We start from the raw sequence: 16,227 nt of genomic DNA, 5'->3' as shown, positions 1-16,227 counted from the left end.
CACTGCGAGCTTGCAGAAGAGCGTTCGCGAGCAAGCTCGCTCCTACAGCCCCCATCGGCCAAGGGGCAAAACCACGCCGGTGGCCTGAGCGCCCTGCCTCCCGTTATACTCAGCGGTTTTCCGTCTAGCCTTATCAGGGTCCCGCCGCGCTCATGGACAAGACCTACCAGCCCCACGCCATCGAATCCCACTGGTATCCCCTGTGGGAGAAAGAGAACTACTTCGCCCCGCAAGGTTCCGGCGAGCCGTACACCATCATGATTCCGCCGCCGAACGTCACCGGCAGCCTGCACATGGGTCACGGCTTCAACAACGCCATCATGGACGCGCTGATCCGCTACCGCCGCATGCAGGGCCGCAACACCCTGTGGCAGCCGGGTACCGACCACGCCGGCATAGCCACACAGATGGTGGTGGAGCGCCAGCTGGCCGCGCAGGGCATTGCCCGCCATGACCTGGGCCGCGAGAAGTTCCTGGAGAAGGTCTGGGAATGGAAGGACCAGTCTGGCGGCACCATCACCCGCCAGATTCGTCGCCTGGGCTCCTCCGTGGACTGGTCGCGCGAGCGCTTCACCATGGACGACGGCCTCTCCGAAGCGGTCAAGGAAGCCTTCGTGCGCCTGCACGAGGACGGCCTGATCTACCGCGGCAAGCGCCTGGTCAACTGGGACACCAAGTTCCACACCGCCATTTCCGACCTGGAAGTGGAGAACCACGACGAGAAGGGCCACCTCTGGCACCTGCGCTACCCGCTGGCCGACGGCAACCAGACCGCCGACGGCAAGGACCACCTGATCGTCGCCACCACCCGTCCGGAAACCATGCTGGGTGACAGCGCGGTCGCCGTGCACCCGGAAGACGAGCGCTACGCCGCCCTGATCGGCACCTTCATCGACCTGCCGCTGGTGGGCCGGCGCATCCCGATCATCGCCGACGACTACGTCGACCGCGAGTTCGGCACCGGCTGCGTGAAGATCACCCCGGCCCACGACTTCAACGACTATGAAGTCGGCAAGCGCCACAACCTGCCGCTGATCAACATCTTCGACAAGAACGCCGCCGTGCTCGGCACCGCCCAGGTGTTCCAGCTCGACGGCAGCGTCAACGCCGAGTTCGACGCCAGCCTGCCCGCCGCCTATGCCGGCCTCGACCGCTTCGTCGCACGCAAGCAGATCGTCGCCGACTTCGAAGCCGCCGGCCTGCTCGAGAAGATCGACGACCACGCGCTGAAAGTGCCCAAGGGCGACCGCTCCGGCACCGTCATCGAACCGTGGCTGACCGACCAGTGGTACGTCTCCACCAAGCCGCTGGCCGAACCCGCCATTGCCGCCGTGGAAGACGGCCGCATTCAGTTCGTGCCCAAGCAGTACGAAAACATGTACTTCAGCTGGATGCGCGATATCCAGGACTGGTGCATCAGCCGCCAGCTGTGGTGGGGCCACCGCATCCCGGCCTGGTACGACGACGCCGGCAACGTCTACGTCGCTCGAAATGCAGAAGATGCGTATGTACAGCTGTTCAAAGCCCACGGCTTAGAAAACCCAGTTGACGTTATTAACAGCCGGGAAAATTATCGTAATAACCACAAATACTTCCAAGACCAGGCGGTCAAAGGGGCCGTCCTAGAAGAGGACCTAAAAACGGTCAAGAGCGCTTGGACAGTCATAGAGGCAATTGCCGTCAGCCAAGGCATTGGAAAGCTGCGCCAGGACGAAGACGTCCTCGACACCTGGTTCAGCTCGGGCCTGTGGACCTTCTCCACCCTCGGCTGGCCGGAACAGACCGAATACCTGAAGACCTTCCACCCCACCGACGTGCTGGTGACCGGCTTCGACATCATCTTCTTCTGGGTCGCGCGCATGATCATGCTGACCATGCACCTGATCAAGAATGGCGATGGCACCGCGCAGATCCCGTTCAAGACCGTCTACGTCCACGGCCTGGTGCGCGACGGCCAGGGCCAGAAGATGTCCAAGTCCAAGGGCAACGTCCTCGACCCGCTGGATATCGTCGACGGCATCACCCTCGACGAACTGCTGGAGAAACGTACCAGCGGCATGATGCAGCCCAAGCTCGCCGAGAAGATCGCCAAGCAGACCAAGGCCGAGTTCCCCGAAGGCATCGCTAGCTACGGCACCGACGCCCTGCGCTTCACCTTCTGCTCGCTGGCTTCCACCGGTCGTGACATCAAGTTCGACATGGGTCGCGTCGAGGGCTACCGCAACTTCTGCAACAAGCTGTGGAACGCCGCCAACTTCGTCATCGAGAACACCGATGGCAAGGACACCGGCGTGAATGGCGAGCCGGTCGAGCTGTCCTCGGTGGACCGCTGGATCATCTCCGCCCTGCAGCGCACCGAGATCGAAGTGGCGCGCCAGCTCGACGCCTTCCGCTTCGACCTCGCCACCCAGGCCCTCTACGAGTTCATCTGGGACGAGTACTGCGCCTGGTACCTGGAACTGGTCAAGCCGGTGCTGTGGGACGAGAACGCCCCGATCGAGCGCCAGCGCGGCACCCGTCGCACCCTGGCGCGCGTGCTGGAAACCGCACTGCGCCTGGCGCACCCGTTCATGCCGTTCATCACCGAGGAAATCTGGCAGCGCATCAAGACCGCCGCCGGCAAATCCGGTGACACCCTGATGCTGCAACCCTGGCCGATCGCCGACGAGACGAAGATCGACGCCGCCGCCGAAGGCGACATCGAGTGGGTCAAGGCGCTGATGCTGGGCATCCGCCAGATCCGTGGCGAGATGAACATCTCCATGGCCAAGCGCATCGACCTGGTGCTGAACAACGCATCGCCCGAAGATCACCGTCGCCTCGCCGACAACGAGCCGCTGCTGATGAAGCTGGCCAAGCTCGAAACCATCCGCGTGCTGGACGAAGGCGAAGAACCGCCGATGTCCGCCACCGCGCTGGTCGGCGACCTGCAGGTGCTGGTACCGATGGCCGGGCTGATCGACAAGGCTGCCGAAATGGCGCGCCTGGACAAGGAAATCCAGCGCCTGGAAGGCGAAGTCAAACGCGTGGGCGGCAAGCTGTCCAACGAAGGCTTCGTCGCCAAAGCCCCGCCGGAAGTGATCGAGAAGGAACGCGCCAAGCTGGCCGAGGCCGAACAGGCCGTGACCAACCTGGTTCAGCAGCGCGAGAAGATCGCCAGTCTGTAAGTGCTACCGAAAGGCCCGCCGCGTGCGGGCCTTTTGCTTTTCAGGGATAGAGAATGACCATCTCGCTGCGCTTCGAATCCATCCTCCGCGCCGACTCCGAACTGGCCTGGCGCTGGATCACCGACGTGCGCTGCTTGCGGGACGAGATGCGCCCGCTGCTGTGGATGAGCATCCCCCGTGGCATCAACAACCTCGAAGACCTGCAGATTGAGCCCGGCAAACCGCTGTTCACCAGTTGGCTCTGGCTGCTGGGCGTGATCCCCCTGGGCACCTCGCACCTGACCTTGCGCGAACTGCGCAGCGGTGAAGGCTTCATCGAGGAATCGCCCATGACCGGCATGCGCCTGTGGCGCCACGAGCGCACGCTGGAGCCTTGTGCGCAGGGTACGCGGGTAGTCGACCAGCTCACCGTCGAGCCGATCTTCGCCGCCCCCGTGGTGAAAGGCTTCCTGCGCCTCTTCTTCGCCAGCCGGCACCGCTCCCTGCGCCGCCGGGCCAACCGTCTGCCCTGAAAAGCAAAGGGCTATGCTACCTTCAGAGCAACATCCACATACGCAAAAGCCTAATGAACCGTGACCGCACCCTGAATCTGCTGGAAAAGTGCAAGCCAGAGCTGGGGAAACGCTTTGGCGTCGTACGATTGGCCTTGTTCGGTTCCACTGTGCGCGATGATGCAAGGCCGGACAGTGATGTGGATATTCTGGTGGCCTTCGATGGTCCCGCCACCTCGGAAAGATACTTTGGCGTGCAGTTCTACCTCGAAGACCTATTGGGCAGCAGCGTCGACCTGGTGACTGAAAAGGCCCTGCGTCCGGAACTGAAGCCTTTTATCGAGGCGGAGGCGATGAATGTCTGAGCGGCCGGAGAGGGTCTGGTACTTTTACCTCGACGACATGATTGGCTGCTCGGAAAAAGTGCTCGCGTACTGTGCAGGACTGGACCAACTAGCATTCAGCGACAACTCGCTGGTCTATGACGCAACGGTACGCAATCTGGAAATAATCGGCGAAGCAGCAACCCGCATACCCGAAGAAGTACGCCAGGCAAATCAGCAAGTGCCGTGGCGCATGCTGGTCGCCACTCGCAATCGCCTGATACACGGGTATCTGGGTATCGACAACGATACCCTGTGGAGCATCATCCGCGACGAAGTTCCGAAGCTGCTGGTGCAGTTGCAGGAGCTACGCCAGCGACAGCCTTGAGCCAGCATTGGATGAGCAAGCCTGCTCGCGAACCGCCCAAACCGCCGGGCAAGAGCGTTCGCGAGCAAGCTCGCTCCTACAGGTATCGTCAGTACACCGTCCCTACCGGGTACACGTAGGCATTCACGTCATAGAACGGCGTGCGCTGGTAGAACCACTGCAGGCGGGCCTGGGCGTCCTTGGCGAAGGCCTTGTCGTCCTTGAGCTTCTTCTCGAACTCGGCCTTCAGCTTCGGATCCTCGGCGAGCATCTTCCGCGCCATCGGCTCCATCACGTACTCCTCCGGCTCCTCGGCCACCACCAGGGTCGAGTTGAAGAAGCCCCAGGACCAGAACGAGTCCGGGCTTTCCGCCGTCAGCAGGTTGACCGCCAGCACACCCAGCGGCTGGTCGGTATCGATCACCACCGAACCGGCCGGATAGGTCTGCAGGCGCTGGAACGGCTTACCGCTGCCACTCACCAGCAGGTGCCCCTCGTAGCCGGGAATCTCGTTGGCGGCGGCGCGGTCGGGCTCGAAGCCGCCGGCCAGCTTGATGTCGTCCATGCGGAACAGGGTCACCTCGATCGGCGTGGCCTTGTCCAGGGTCTTCATCTGGACGCCATGGGACTTCAGGCGCGCGATCACCTCGCTCCACTGCACCGGCACCACATACTGCTTCGGCCGCTTCACCACCAGGTCCGGCACCGAGTTGTCGCTGATCGGCACGTTGAGCTGCTTGGGCTTGTTGCTCCAGACGATGGTCTTCTTCCCGGTGATCGGTGACTCCTCGTAGCGGTAGTCACCCACGATGAACGGCGTGTGCTGTTCCTTGCCGGGCTTCCAGGTGAGGGTCACCTCTTTCTGCGCGGCCAGGCGCTCGCGGTCCTTGGCGATGGCCTGCTTGAGCGATTCGGCGTTGTCGCCGATCACCTGGAACATCGCCTTGAGCATCACGTAGTTGCCCAGTACCTGGGTTTCATAGGGATGCAGCGCGTGCTGTTCGATGAGGATCGAGGGCACGTTGCGGATGTCGCCGTACTGGTTGGAGAACCGCGCCAGGTCGGTGCGATAGGGGTAGTAACCCTTGGTCGGGTCCTGGTTGTCATTGAAGCTGATGCACTCGTGGACCACGTGGCCGTCGCCCTCCAGCTCCTTGTACACCGGCGGGCGCATGACCTTGTCCATCCACTCGCTGGAAGCCGGCGACCAACCGTTGCCGTTGTGGCAATAGGAGCTGTCGTAGGGGTACATGGCGCCATCGGTGGAGTGGGTGTCGGCAAAGAAGCTCAGGTCGTACTGGTTGAACACCGCGGCGACGTTGCGGATTTCCGCGCTGTCGAGCTTGGTGAAGTCGCGGTTGAGGTTGTAGTTCAGGCCGTTGACCCGCCAGCCGGTGACTTCCGGGCCGTTCTGGTTGATCCGCCCGTAGGGGCTGCGGCGCAAGTCGCCGTCAATGTTCACGGTGGGAATGAAGAGGATGTTGACCTTGTCCAGCAGACCGGCCAGCGGCTTGTCGCCGGTGGTCATGTCGCGCAGCAGCATGAACATGGCGTCCTTGCCATTGGCTTCGCCGGGGTGGATTTCCGCCTCGACGAAAATGGTCGGCTTGCCGGATTTGTTCAGCCCCGCCGCCGACTTGTCCGCCTCGCGGCTGGCGGTGACCAGCAGCATCGGCTCGCCGGTGGCGCTGTTCTCCGGCAGGTCGCTGAGGCTGATGGCGCCCCCGGAGGCATCGGCCAGCTTCTGCAGCCAGGCGCGGGTCTGGTGGTAATCGGAGGTTTCCTTGAAGCCGCTGGATTCGGCCAGGGTGATCAGCGGGTTGTCCGCCTTGGCAATGTATTTCGTACTGGCGAGCTTCTGCTCGAACATCGCGGGGAGGATACGGGTCTTGGCCGCGGCGCTGTAACCGCTGTCATCGACATACCCCGGCGCCGAAGGCAGGGCGGCACACAGGGGCAGGCTGGCGGTGGTGAACAGGCCGGCGAGCAAGGCTCGGGACGAGAGGTGGTGCATGGGAGGCTCTCCTTTTGCAGCAAAACATCCTGCGGACGCCGGTGCGTCCGTGCATCAACCATAGACAACTGGCGGAAAATGCCAGCGCGGTTCGTCGCCGCGGCCGCTCTGGGGCGGCCTGTGCATTCCATGAGGGAATGACCTTGCGAAGAATGCTCGCTTGGATCACCCCGGCAGTTCACCGAAGATCAGCGCACCCCTGCCCATTCAGGAACCCGATTCCCATGTCCGACCTCCCGGCCCGCAATGGCGGCCAGATCCTCGTCGATGCCCTGCTGCACCACGCGGTGGACAGCGTCTACTGCATCCCAGGCGAAAGCTACCTGCCGGTGCTCGATGCGCTGCACGACGCGACCGATATCCAGACCATCGTCACCCGCCACGAAGGCGCCGCCTCGAACATGGCCGACGCCTACGGCAAGCTCACCGGCCGCCCGGGTATCTGCTTCGTCACCCGCGGGCCAGGCGCGACCCACGCGGCCAACGGCGTGCACACGGCGATGCAGGACTCGACGCCGATGATCCTCTTCATCGGCCAGGTGGAGAGCGCGTTCAAGGGCCGCGAGGCCTTCCAGGAGGTGGACTACCGGCAGATGTTCGGCGGCCTGGCCAAGTGGGCCACAGAGATTGACGACATCCGCCGCATTCCCGAAATCGTCGCCCGTGCCTTCCGCGTCGCCCAATCCGGGCGGCCAGGGCCGGTGGTGATCGGCTTGCCGGAGGAGGTGCTGTTCGGCTCGGCGCAGGTCGCTGACGTCGCGCCGACCGCGATCAGCCGTGCGACTCCCGGCGCCAGCGCGCTGGCCGAACTGCGTGAGCGCCTGGCCCAGGCCAGGCGCCCGCTGCTGATCGTCGGCGGCACCGGCTGGACCCACGCCGCCTGCGAGCAGGTGCGAGCATTCGCCCGGGACAACTGCCTGCCACTGGTAGCCTCGTTCCGCCGCCAGGACCTGATCGACAACCGCGACGAACAGTACGCCGGCCAGCTTGGCTTCGGCACCTCGCCCAAGCTCAGCGCACGGGTGCAGGAAGCCGACCTGCTGCTGGTGCTCGGTTCGCGCCTGAGCGAAACACCCAGTGCCGGCTACAGCCTCATCCAGAGCCCTCGCCCACTGCAGAGCATGATCCACGTGTACGCCGATGCCAGCGAACTGGGCCGCGTCTACCAGGCCGACCAGATGATCGAGGCCGGCATGCCGGAGATCGCCGCCGCCCTGGCCGGCCTCGCGCCCTTCGCCGAAACACCCTGGGCGGAGTGGACCGCCGCCGCCCGCACCGACTACCTAAGCTACATCAGGCCACCGCAGCCCACCGAGCCCGTGCAGGGCGTCGACCTTGCCCAGGTCATCCAGTACCTCAACGAAACGCTGCCGGACGATGCGGCGATCAGCAACGGCGCGGGCAATTACGCCGTCTGGGTGCATCGCTTCTACCGCTACCGCACGCCACGCAGCCAATTGGCCCCCACCAATGGCGCCATGGGCTACGGCTTCCCCGCCGCCATCGCCGCCAAGCTGCGTGATCCGCAACGCAGTGTGGTGTGCTTCGCCGGCGACGGCTGCTTCATGATGTATCCGCAGGAACTGGCCACCGCGGTGCAGTACGGTGCGGCGCTGACCGTCATCGTGGTCAACAACGGCATGCTCGGCACCATCCGCATGCACCAGGAACGCGAATACCCCGGCCGCATCAGCGCTACGCAACTGCGTAACCCGGACTTCGTCGCCCTCGCCCGGGCCTTCGGCGCCCACGGCGAGCTGGTCGAGCACAGCGAGGACTTTCCCGCCGCCTTCCAGCGCGCCCAGGCCAGCGGCAGGCCGGCGCTGATCGAGTTGCGCACCGACCCAAGGCAGATCACCCCGGTTTCGCGCCTGCCATGACTCCGCACACGCCCCGCGCGCGGGGCGTCACGCTTCGCTAAGCTGCATCGGATCAACGCACCGTGCCCGTCGCACCGGGCACAATGGCGCGCCGAACAATCGCTAGGGAAGCGCATGAGTCTGCAACTGATCTGGGTCCTCGTCCTGCTCGCCACCGCGGTCGGGTTGTTCGTCGTCAACCGCCCGCGCATGGACGTCGTCGCCCTGCTGGTGATGGTCGCCCTGCCGCTGTCGGGCGTGCTCAGCGTGCAGGAATCGCTGGCCGGCTTTGCCGATCCCAACGTCATCCTGATCGCCGCGCTGTTCGTTATCGGCGAGGGCCTGGTGCGCACGGGCGTGGCCTATCGCATCGGCGAATGGCTGACCCGCCGCGCCGGCGCCAGCGAGACGCGCCTGCTGGTGCTGCTGATGCTGGCCGTGGCCGGGCTTGGCTCGGTGATGAGTTCCACCGGCGTGGTCGCCATCTTCATTCCCGTGGTGCTGAGCATCGCCGCGCGCCTGCACTTGTCGCCGCGCCGGCTGATGATGCCGCTGAGCTTCGCCGGGCTGATCAGCGGCATGCTCACGCTGGTCGCCACCGCGCCCAACGTGGTGGTGCACAGCGAACTGGTGCGCGAAGGCTCGAAGGGTTTCGGTTTCTTCAGCTTCACGCCATTCGGTCTCGTCGTGCTGGTGCTCGGCGTCGGCTACATGCTGGTGGCGCGGCGCTGGCTGGGCGACGACGATGGCGACGACAAGCAGAGCGTCAAGCGCCGCACCCTGAGCGACCTGATCCGCGACTACCAGTTGGCCGGCCGCGAGCGCCGCCTGCGCATCCGCCCCGACTCGCAGCTGGTGGGCATGAGCCTGGGCGACATCGAACTGCGCGCCCGCGCCGGCACCAACGTGGTGGCGATCGAGCGCATGGTGCATTTCCGCCTGAAGATCCTCAGCCCCGGCGCCAACATCGTGCTGCATGCCGGCGACGTATTGCTGGTGGATATCTACGGCGACCGCAGCGACCTGCTGGGCATGTACCACGAATTCGGCCTGGAGCCGCTGAGCCTGCAGGGCGACTACTTCACCGAGCGCGCCCACGAAGTCGGCATGGCCGAAGTGACCCTGCCGCCGGAGTCGGTATTGCTGGGCAAGAGCGTGCTGGACCTGGAGTTCCGCAGCCAGTTCGGCCTCAACGTGGTGGGCCTGCGACGCAACCGCGAGGCAATGGTCGAAGGCCTGCTGGACGCCAAGCTGAAGGTCGGCGACACCCTGCTGGTGATTGGCGGCTGGAAGGAGATTCGCCATCTGCAGGCGCGCGCCCGCGACTTCTTGGTGCTCAGCCTGCCCGCCGAGGTCGATGAAGCCGCTCCCGCCGCCAGCCAGGCACCCCACGCGCTGTTCAGCCTGGCGGTCATGGTGATCCTGATGGTCAGTGGGCTGGTGCCCAACGTCATGGCCGCGCTGATCGCCTGCCTGCTGATGGGCTCGTTCCGCTGCATCGACATGGACAGCGCCTACCGCGCCATTCACTGGCAGAGCCTGCTGCTGATCGTCGGCATGCTGCCCTTCGCCCTGGCGCTGCAGAAAACCGGCGGCATCAACCTGGCGGTGCACGGGCTGGTCAGCGCCCTCGGCGGCGCCGGGCCCTATGCCATTCTCGCCAGCCTGTTCGTGCTCACGGCGGTGATCGGCCTGTTCATTTCCAATACCGCCACCGCCGTACTCATGGCACCGGTCGCCATTGCCACGGCCAAGGCCCTGGGCGCCTCCCCCGAAGCCTTCGCGATGATCGTCGCGCTGGCTGCGTCGGCCGCCTTCATGACACCGATCTCCTCGCCGGTGAACACCCTGGTACTGGGCCCGGGACGTTATCGTTTCGCCGACTTCGTCAAGGTTGGCGTACCCTTCACGATTCTGGTGATGATCGTCAGCGTTGTGCTGGTACCCTGGCTGCTGCCGCTGTAGCCGTCCACCAAGGTCATCAAGGAAACCTCTCGATGGAAGTGAGCAAGACCAAAAGCAGTTTCTACCGCCGCCTCTACGTCGCCTGGCTGATCGACAGCGGCACCGCCACCAGCGTACCGGCGCTGATGGAAGCCACCGGCATGCCCCGGCGCACCGCCCAGGACACCCTGGCCGCGCTGGCCGACCTGGACATCGACTGCGCCTTCGAGCAGCACGACGGCGAGCGCAACAACGCCGGCCACTACCGCATCCGCGACTGGGGCGCCATCGATCCGCGCTGGATTGCCGCGCACCTGTCGAAGATCAAGGACATCCTGCAGTACCCCTGAGCCCGCCAGCATGCTTGCCGTTCCCCCCATCCTCTGGCGCTATCGCCGACTGATCCTGCTGCTGGCTTTCGCCCTGGTGCTGCTCCTGCTCTACCGCGCCAGCGGCCTGCACGAGGAGTTCAGCCTCGACTACCTGCGCGCCGAGCTGACCGACAATCGCCTGCGCGGTCTGCTGCTGTTCGCCGGCCTGTTCGCCCTGGGCAACCTGCTGCACATTCCCGGCCTGCTGTTCCTCGCCGCCGCAGTGCTGGCCATGGGTAAGCTGTGGGGTGGGCTGATCACCTACTGTGCGGCGGTATTTTCCTGCGGCTTCACCTTCCTGGTGGTACGCGCCGTCGGCGGCAATGGCCTGCGCCTGCTGAACAACAAACTGACCCGCGCGGTATTCAGCCACCTCGACCAGCGCCCGGCGAGCAGCGTGTTCCTCCTGCGCCAGGCATTCATCACCTCGCCGACGCTGAACTACAGCCTGGCGCTCTCGGGCATCGGCTTCTGGCCGTACATGCTCGGCACTGCGCTCGGCCTGCCGATTCCGCTGCTGCTGTGCTGCCTGCTGTTCGACCGCCTGGGTAACGTGCTGCTCGGCTGAAGCGCTCAACTGTGGGAAAATCGCCCACCGCTTTCCTGCCCCGCGCGCCCTCATGCCGAAACCATCGAAACCGCCGAAACGCCCCGCCACGCCGGCGAAACCCGCCCAAGCCCTGCGCGACCCTGCCGCCAAGCGGCCGAATCTGCTGCACCCGCGCAACCGGCACCAGGGGCATTACGACTTCCCGGCGCTGATCGAGGGCTGCCCGGAGCTGGGTCGTTTCGTCATCACCAATCCGTACGGCAAGCCGAGTATCGACTTCGCCAACCCCGAGGCCGTGCGCGTATTCAACCGTGCGCTGCTCAAGGCGCACTACGGCATCGGCCAGTGGGATATTCCCGCCGGCTTCCTCTGCCCACCGATTCCTGGTCGCGCCGACTACGTGCACTACCTCGCCGACCTGCTCGCCGAGGACAACGGCGGCAGCGTGCCGCGCGGGCCGGGGGTACGTGTGCTGGACATCGGCGTCGGCGCCAACTGCATCTACCCGCTGATCGGCCACCGCGATTACGCCTGGCGCTTCCTCGGCTCGGACATCGAGCCCGCCGCCCTGGCCTCGGCCCACGCCATCGTCAACGGCAACCCGGGGCTCAACGAGGCCATCGAACTGCGCCAGCAGCACGATCCCCGGCACATCTTCCGTGGCCTGCTCGGCGCCGATGAGCGCTTCGATGCGACCCTGTGCAACCCGCCCTTCCACGCCTCCCCCGACGAGGCCAGCAGCGGCAGCCGGCGCAAGTGGAAGAACCTCGGCAAGCTCGACCCATCGCGCCAGTTGCCCAAGCTGAACTTCGGCGGACAGAGCAACGAGCTGTGGTGCGAAGGCGGTGAAATCGCCTTCCTGCGCAAACTGGCGGCGGAAAGCGCGGAAGTCGGCCAGCAAGTGCGCTGGTTCAGCTCACTGGTCTCCAAGGCCGGCAACCTCGACGACTTCCGTCGCGCCCTGAAGAAGGCCGGCGCCATCAGCATCCGTACTGTGGACATGGCCCAGGGCCAGAAGCAGAGCCGCTTCGTCGCCTGGACCTTCCTCGAGCCCGAGCACCGTCGAACCTCGCCGCAGGGCGCATAACGCGGCACGCGTTATCCGCCGTCAACCGGAGCACGGCGGATAACCGCAAGCGCCTATTCGCCCTACGCCTCGGCGGCGAGCACCGGCGCTCGTTCCCGCCCCAGCAGCACGAACACCAGCCCGGCGACCACCAGGGTCACGCCCGCCAGCAGCTCCAGCACCCGGCTGAAAACCGCCACGTAATCGCCGCGCAACTGCTCCACGGGCACTTGCGGCAGTTGCTCGACCACCGCCGCCAGGTTGCCGATGGCCAACTGGTTGGCGCTTACCAGGCGCTCCGCCGGGGCCAGTCCCAGCGGCGCCAGCTGCGTTGCGATCAAGGTTGCCAGCAAGGCGCCGACCACCGCGATGGCCACCGCATCAGCAGACACCCGCACCGTGTTGAAGATGCCGGTCGCCATGCCCGCGCGCTCGCGCTCGACGACGCTCACCGCCAGCCCGTCCATCAGCCCCCAGGGCAGGCCGATACCGATGCCGATCATCAGCAGCGGCGCATCCGGCGCAACGCCTCCCGCCAGGTTGTGCGCCAGCCAGAGCAGCCCGCCCGCGACGATCAGCAACCCGCTCGCCGAGAGGCTGCCCGCGCTGAAATGCTTCGCCAGCAGCGCTGCCAGGAAGGGCACCAGCAGCAGCGGCGCGGACAGCGCCAGCATGGTCCAGCCGGCCTGCAGGGCGCCCTGGCCCTCGACGCCGATGAAACGCCCCGGCAACAGCACGATCAGCACCACGTAGGCGAAAGCCGGCGACGCGCCCAGCAGTTGCACACCGACGAAACGCCATTGGCTGAACAGTGAGAGGTCCAGCAATGGGCGCTCGACGCGACCTTCGATGACGATGAATGCCGCCAGGAGCACGGTACTGGCTACCAGCGTGACGATCACCGGAGCGCTGCTCCAGCCCTGTTCCGGCGCCAGCAACAGGCCGTAGGTGAACAGGCTCAGCGCGGCGGTGAAGCTCAGCGCGCCGGGCCAGTCCAGCCCGCGCGCCTGCGGGTCGCGGGTCTCGCGGCAGAAGTAGACGACCACCGGCACCGAAGCCAGCGCACAGACCGCCGGCACCAGGAACACCCAGCGCCAGCCCGGCCCGTCGGTGAGCCAGCCGGCCAGCAAAGGGCCGAAGGCCAGGCCAACACCGAAGGTCGTTCCCAGCAGGCTGAAGACCCGTGTGCGGATCGGCCCGTCGAACTCCTGCGCCAGGGCTGCCATGGCAGCGGCGAAGGCCGCCGAACCACCCGCACCTTGCAGCAGGCGCAGCACGTCGATGGCCGCCACCGAGCCGGCCAGCGGAATTGCCAGGGTGGTCGCGCAGAACAACGCCAGGCCGACCAGCCAGATGCGCTTGCGGCCATAGACGTCGGCCAGGCTGCCCGCCGCCATCATCGCCGCACCGTAGGCCAGCACGTAGCCGTTGACGATCCAGCTCAGCGCCACCGCCGAACCGCCCAGTTCATGAGCGATGGCCGGCAGCACCACGGCCGGGCCGGTGAAGCACAGGGGAATCAGCACAGCCGTCAGGCTGGCGGCGAGCAACAGCAGCCAGCGCGAGGCCTCGGGCCGGTTATCAGGAGTGTCGTGGGAAGGGCTCATGGTGGGTCCGCAATATTCCGTGGAAGACCCGGCGAAAGCTAAACAACCCGGCATTGCGGAAAAACAGGCTAGGATTCCGAACATAACGGACACCTCTGTCCGCAATTCATACCCTGCCAAGCGGCACAATGGCCGCCTGCCCACACGGATACATTCACATGGACAGCCTCAACGGCCTGCGCGTGTTCCTCCAGGTCGCCGACTCCCTGAGCTTTGCCCAGGCCGCCCGCCTGCTCGGGCTTTCCGCTTCGGCGGTGGGCAAGAGCATTGCGCGTCTGGAAGAGCGCCTGGGCGTGCGCCTGTTCCACCGCAGTACGCGCAGCTTGAGCCTGTCCAACGAAGGCCAGCTGTTCCTCGAGCGCTGCCGGCGCATCCTCGACGAACTGGAAGCCGCAGAGCAGGAGCTGGCGCTGTCCACCCAGCAGGCTCGCGGCCGGCTTAAGGTCAGCATGCCGCTGGTGGCCGGGCTGTTGCCGCAGGTGCTGCCGGAGTTCCTTCGCTGCTACCCGCGCATCCAACTGGACATCGACTTCACCGATCGGCTGGTAGACGTCATCGAGGAGGGCTTCGATCTCGTGGTGCGCGGCGGCGAGCTGCGCGACTCGCGGCTCAAGGCGCGCAAGCTGGGCGACTTCAGCCTGCTGCTGGTGGCGGCGCCGGGCTACCTGCGCCAATACGGCACGCCGCGTCGACCGGCGGACCTCAACCAGCATCTGTGCCTGCACTATCGCTACCCGAGCAGCGGCCTGGTGCAGCGCTGGCCACTGCACCTGCAGCCAGGGGAACCGGAGCCGCGCCTGGACGGCGGGCTGATCTGCAATACCGCCGACATGCTGATCAACGTCGCCAGCCAGTGCATGGGCATCGCCTGCCTGCCCGACTTCGCGGTGCGCAGCGCGCTGAGCGAAGGCCGGCTGGTGCAGGTGCTGGCGGAGCACACCGCGCACCAGGGCAGCTTCCATGCACTGTGGCCGGCGAGGCGGCGCATGCCGCTGAAGCTGCGGGTGTTCCTCGACTTCCTCGGCGACCGGCTGTTCGTCACGCGCTGAGGCAGCTCAGCGAATGAACTGCCTGCTGATCTCACGGAAGACTTCTGTCCCCGCACGCTCCATCCACTCGAAGGCGACCATCTCCCGCGAGACGATCACCGCGCCGGCCTGACGCATGCGCTCCAGTGCCAGTGCCTTGTCCTGCGGACGACGCGAGCCGACCGCCTCTTCCACCACGAACACTTCGCGATCCTCCGCCAACAGGCCGAGGACCGTCTGCAGCACGCAGACATGGGCCTCGGTGCCGCACACCACGAACTGCCTGCGATCGCCGCCGGGCATCTGCAGCAGGCCCGCGTCAGTAACGGCGGAGAAGGCGATCTTCTCCAGCACCTCGCCTTCGCCCAGCTCGCCGCGCAGCGCCGGCAGCGTCGGCCCGAGCCCCTTCGGGTACTGCTCGGTGGCCAGCACCGGCACCCCCAGCCGGCGCGCGATCGCCAGCAGCCAGGCGCCGTGTTCCAGCACCGCCTCGTTGTCGTGAATGGCCGGGAACAGGCGTTCCTGGATGTCGATGATCAGCAGGGAGGAAGTTTGAGCGCGCATCAACATGGTTTGGCTCCTATAGGTCCAACCCTGTTTGTCGACTCAGGAGCGGGCGCTGTCAACACGCGCGCGGCGCATCTCATCAAACAGGACGTCCGAGTAAACTGCCTCCGGCTGCTGCTGGCATCGCTCCAGTACATTGGGCAAAGCGGCATCGAAGAGCTTGCCGACCTGGAGGTTCTTCTCGACATCCAGCTTGCCACTGAGCTGGACGAGGAACAGCGCGCCACTGGTCATGCGAAAGCTCGGCAACTGGTCCAGGGGACGATCAGGGTAGGCTTTGTGGAAATCGGCATACTGGCTGCTGATCGCACTGCACGGCTGGGCGAGCAGGTCGCGAATCGTGTTCGCCAGCCCCTCGCCAGGCTTCGCTTCGTTTTCGTCCGCCGACTTGTCCGCCCCCAGCATGGGCGTGCCGGCTTCGACCTGTTTGAAATTGAAGGTCTTGATGACCTTCTGCGGCGCCGGATGGGTGTCAGTCGGTTTCCAAGGTTCGAACTGCCACTGGGCCAGGCGTTCGCGCACGGCGTCGGCCAGCGCGGGATTGGTCGACTCGACGATCTGCACGTTGGAGACCTTGCCGCTGGCCTCGATATCGAAAGTGGACTTCACCGAGCCATCGATGCCAAGAGGCCGGAACTCCTGCGGATACTCCGGAGGAGCCATGTATCGTGCTACGAGTCGTGGCGCCTCGTCCTCCTTGACGCTGCTGCATGCCGCCAATGCCGCCAATGCCGCCAGTGCCAGCAGCAGACTGATGCGCGCGATACCCTTTGTCTTCTCCATGCGATCCAATCCCGAAGCTCCTTTTCCATGGGGGGCGTGATGGTAGCGCTGCGCTACTTTCCCTCACAAGCTTCAGGCCCTCTTGGCAGG

General features: G+C 65.5%; 14 protein-coding genes. 10 read left to right on the top strand and 4 right to left on the bottom strand.

Translation table 11 applies throughout. The features are described 5' to 3' along the window. The first annotated feature begins 152 nt into the window (after positions 1-152). Genes L6D89_RS09370 through L6D89_RS09355 form a run of 4 tightly spaced genes read left to right on the top strand, consistent with a single transcriptional unit; the run spans position 153 to position 4,369 of the window. Positions 153-3,167, top strand: a complete 3,015-nt coding sequence (locus tag L6D89_RS09370) for a valine--tRNA ligase (RefSeq protein ID WP_236199468.1) — start codon at positions 153-155, stop codon at positions 3,165-3,167. A gap of 53 nt (positions 3,168-3,220) precedes the next feature. Then, positions 3,221-3,679: an SRPBCC family protein gene (locus tag L6D89_RS09365; RefSeq protein WP_236199467.1), complete on the top strand. Its 459-nt coding sequence runs from the start codon at positions 3,221-3,223 to the stop codon at positions 3,677-3,679. 53 nt (positions 3,680-3,732) lie between these two features. Continuing rightward, positions 3,733-4,023 (top strand): nucleotidyltransferase family protein, encoded by a 291-nt coding sequence (locus L6D89_RS09360; RefSeq protein ID WP_236199466.1) that lies wholly within the window; start codon positions 3,733-3,735, stop codon positions 4,021-4,023. Further along, the gene (locus L6D89_RS09355) at positions 4,016-4,369 is read left to right on the top strand and encodes a HepT-like ribonuclease domain-containing protein (RefSeq protein WP_236199465.1); all 354 of its coding nucleotides are present in this window, start codon (positions 4,016-4,018) and stop codon (positions 4,367-4,369) included. The genes L6D89_RS09360 and L6D89_RS09355 overlap by 8 nt, the downstream gene beginning before the upstream one ends. A gap of 88 nt (positions 4,370-4,457) precedes the next feature. Here the strand turns inward: L6D89_RS09355 and L6D89_RS09350 are convergent, their stop codons facing one another. Next, a complete protein-coding gene (locus tag L6D89_RS09350; protein WP_236199464.1) occupies positions 4,458-6,362 on the bottom strand; it encodes a M14 family metallopeptidase in 1,905 nt (634 codons plus the stop codon). 224 nt (positions 6,363-6,586) lie between these two features. On the opposite strand from L6D89_RS09350, the gene L6D89_RS09345 reads away from it, so the two are divergent. The 5 genes from L6D89_RS09345 (at position 6,587) to rlmF (ending at position 12,173) form a co-directional block, all read left to right on the top strand. Continuing rightward, positions 6,587-8,242 carry a thiamine pyrophosphate-binding protein gene (locus tag L6D89_RS09345; RefSeq protein ID WP_236199463.1) on the top strand — a complete coding sequence of 552 codons (1,656 nt, stop codon included), beginning with the start codon at positions 6,587-6,589 and terminating at the stop codon, positions 8,240-8,242. A gap of 114 nt (positions 8,243-8,356) precedes the next feature. Continuing rightward, positions 8,357-10,186: an SLC13 family permease gene (locus L6D89_RS09340; RefSeq protein ID WP_236199462.1), complete on the top strand. Its 1,830-nt coding sequence runs from the start codon at positions 8,357-8,359 to the stop codon at positions 10,184-10,186. Between the two features lie 32 nt (positions 10,187-10,218). After that, positions 10,219-10,515 (top strand): winged helix-turn-helix domain-containing protein, encoded by a 297-nt coding sequence (locus L6D89_RS09335; RefSeq protein WP_236199461.1) that lies wholly within the window; start codon positions 10,219-10,221, stop codon positions 10,513-10,515. A 10-nt stretch (positions 10,516-10,525) separates the two neighbouring features. Further along, entirely contained in the window at positions 10,526-11,104 is a 579-nt protein-coding gene (locus tag L6D89_RS09330; protein ID WP_236199460.1) for a VTT domain-containing protein, read from the top strand. Between the two features lie 52 nt (positions 11,105-11,156). Beyond that, entirely contained in the window at positions 11,157-12,173 is a 1,017-nt protein-coding gene (gene rlmF, locus L6D89_RS09325) for a 23S rRNA (adenine(1618)-N(6))-methyltransferase RlmF (protein WP_236174211.1), read from the top strand. Positions 12,174-12,235: 62 nt separating this feature from the next. On the opposite strand, the gene L6D89_RS09320 is transcribed toward rlmF, so the two are convergent. Further along, positions 12,236-13,759, bottom strand: coding sequence for an MFS transporter (locus L6D89_RS09320; protein WP_236199459.1), 1,524 nt, complete (start codon positions 13,757-13,759; stop codon positions 12,236-12,238). Between the two features lie 158 nt (positions 13,760-13,917). Here L6D89_RS09320 and L6D89_RS09315 point away from each other — a divergent pair, with 158 nt between their 5' ends. Continuing rightward, positions 13,918-14,808 carry a LysR family transcriptional regulator gene (locus tag L6D89_RS09315; RefSeq protein WP_236199458.1) on the top strand — a complete coding sequence of 297 codons (891 nt, stop codon included), beginning with the start codon at positions 13,918-13,920 and terminating at the stop codon, positions 14,806-14,808. 6 nt (positions 14,809-14,814) lie between these two features. Here L6D89_RS09315 and L6D89_RS09310 read toward each other — a convergent pair whose 3' ends face one another. Together L6D89_RS09310 and L6D89_RS09305 are read right to left on the bottom strand one after the other, a co-directional pair. Next, entirely contained in the window at positions 14,815-15,357 is a 543-nt protein-coding gene (locus L6D89_RS09310; protein WP_236199457.1) for a hydrolase, read from the bottom strand. A 36-nt stretch (positions 15,358-15,393) separates the two neighbouring features. Next, positions 15,394-16,137 carry an energy transducer TonB gene (locus L6D89_RS09305; protein WP_236199456.1) on the bottom strand — a complete coding sequence of 248 codons (744 nt, stop codon included), beginning with the start codon at positions 16,135-16,137 and terminating at the stop codon, positions 15,394-15,396. Positions 16,138-16,227: the final 90 nt, after the last annotated feature.

Source organism: Pseudomonas pseudonitroreducens, assembly GCF_021603645.1.
GTDB lineage: Bacteria > Pseudomonadota > Gammaproteobacteria > Pseudomonadales > Pseudomonadaceae > Pseudomonas > Pseudomonas pseudonitroreducens.
This window is presented reverse-complemented; position numbering and strand designations above follow the sequence as displayed.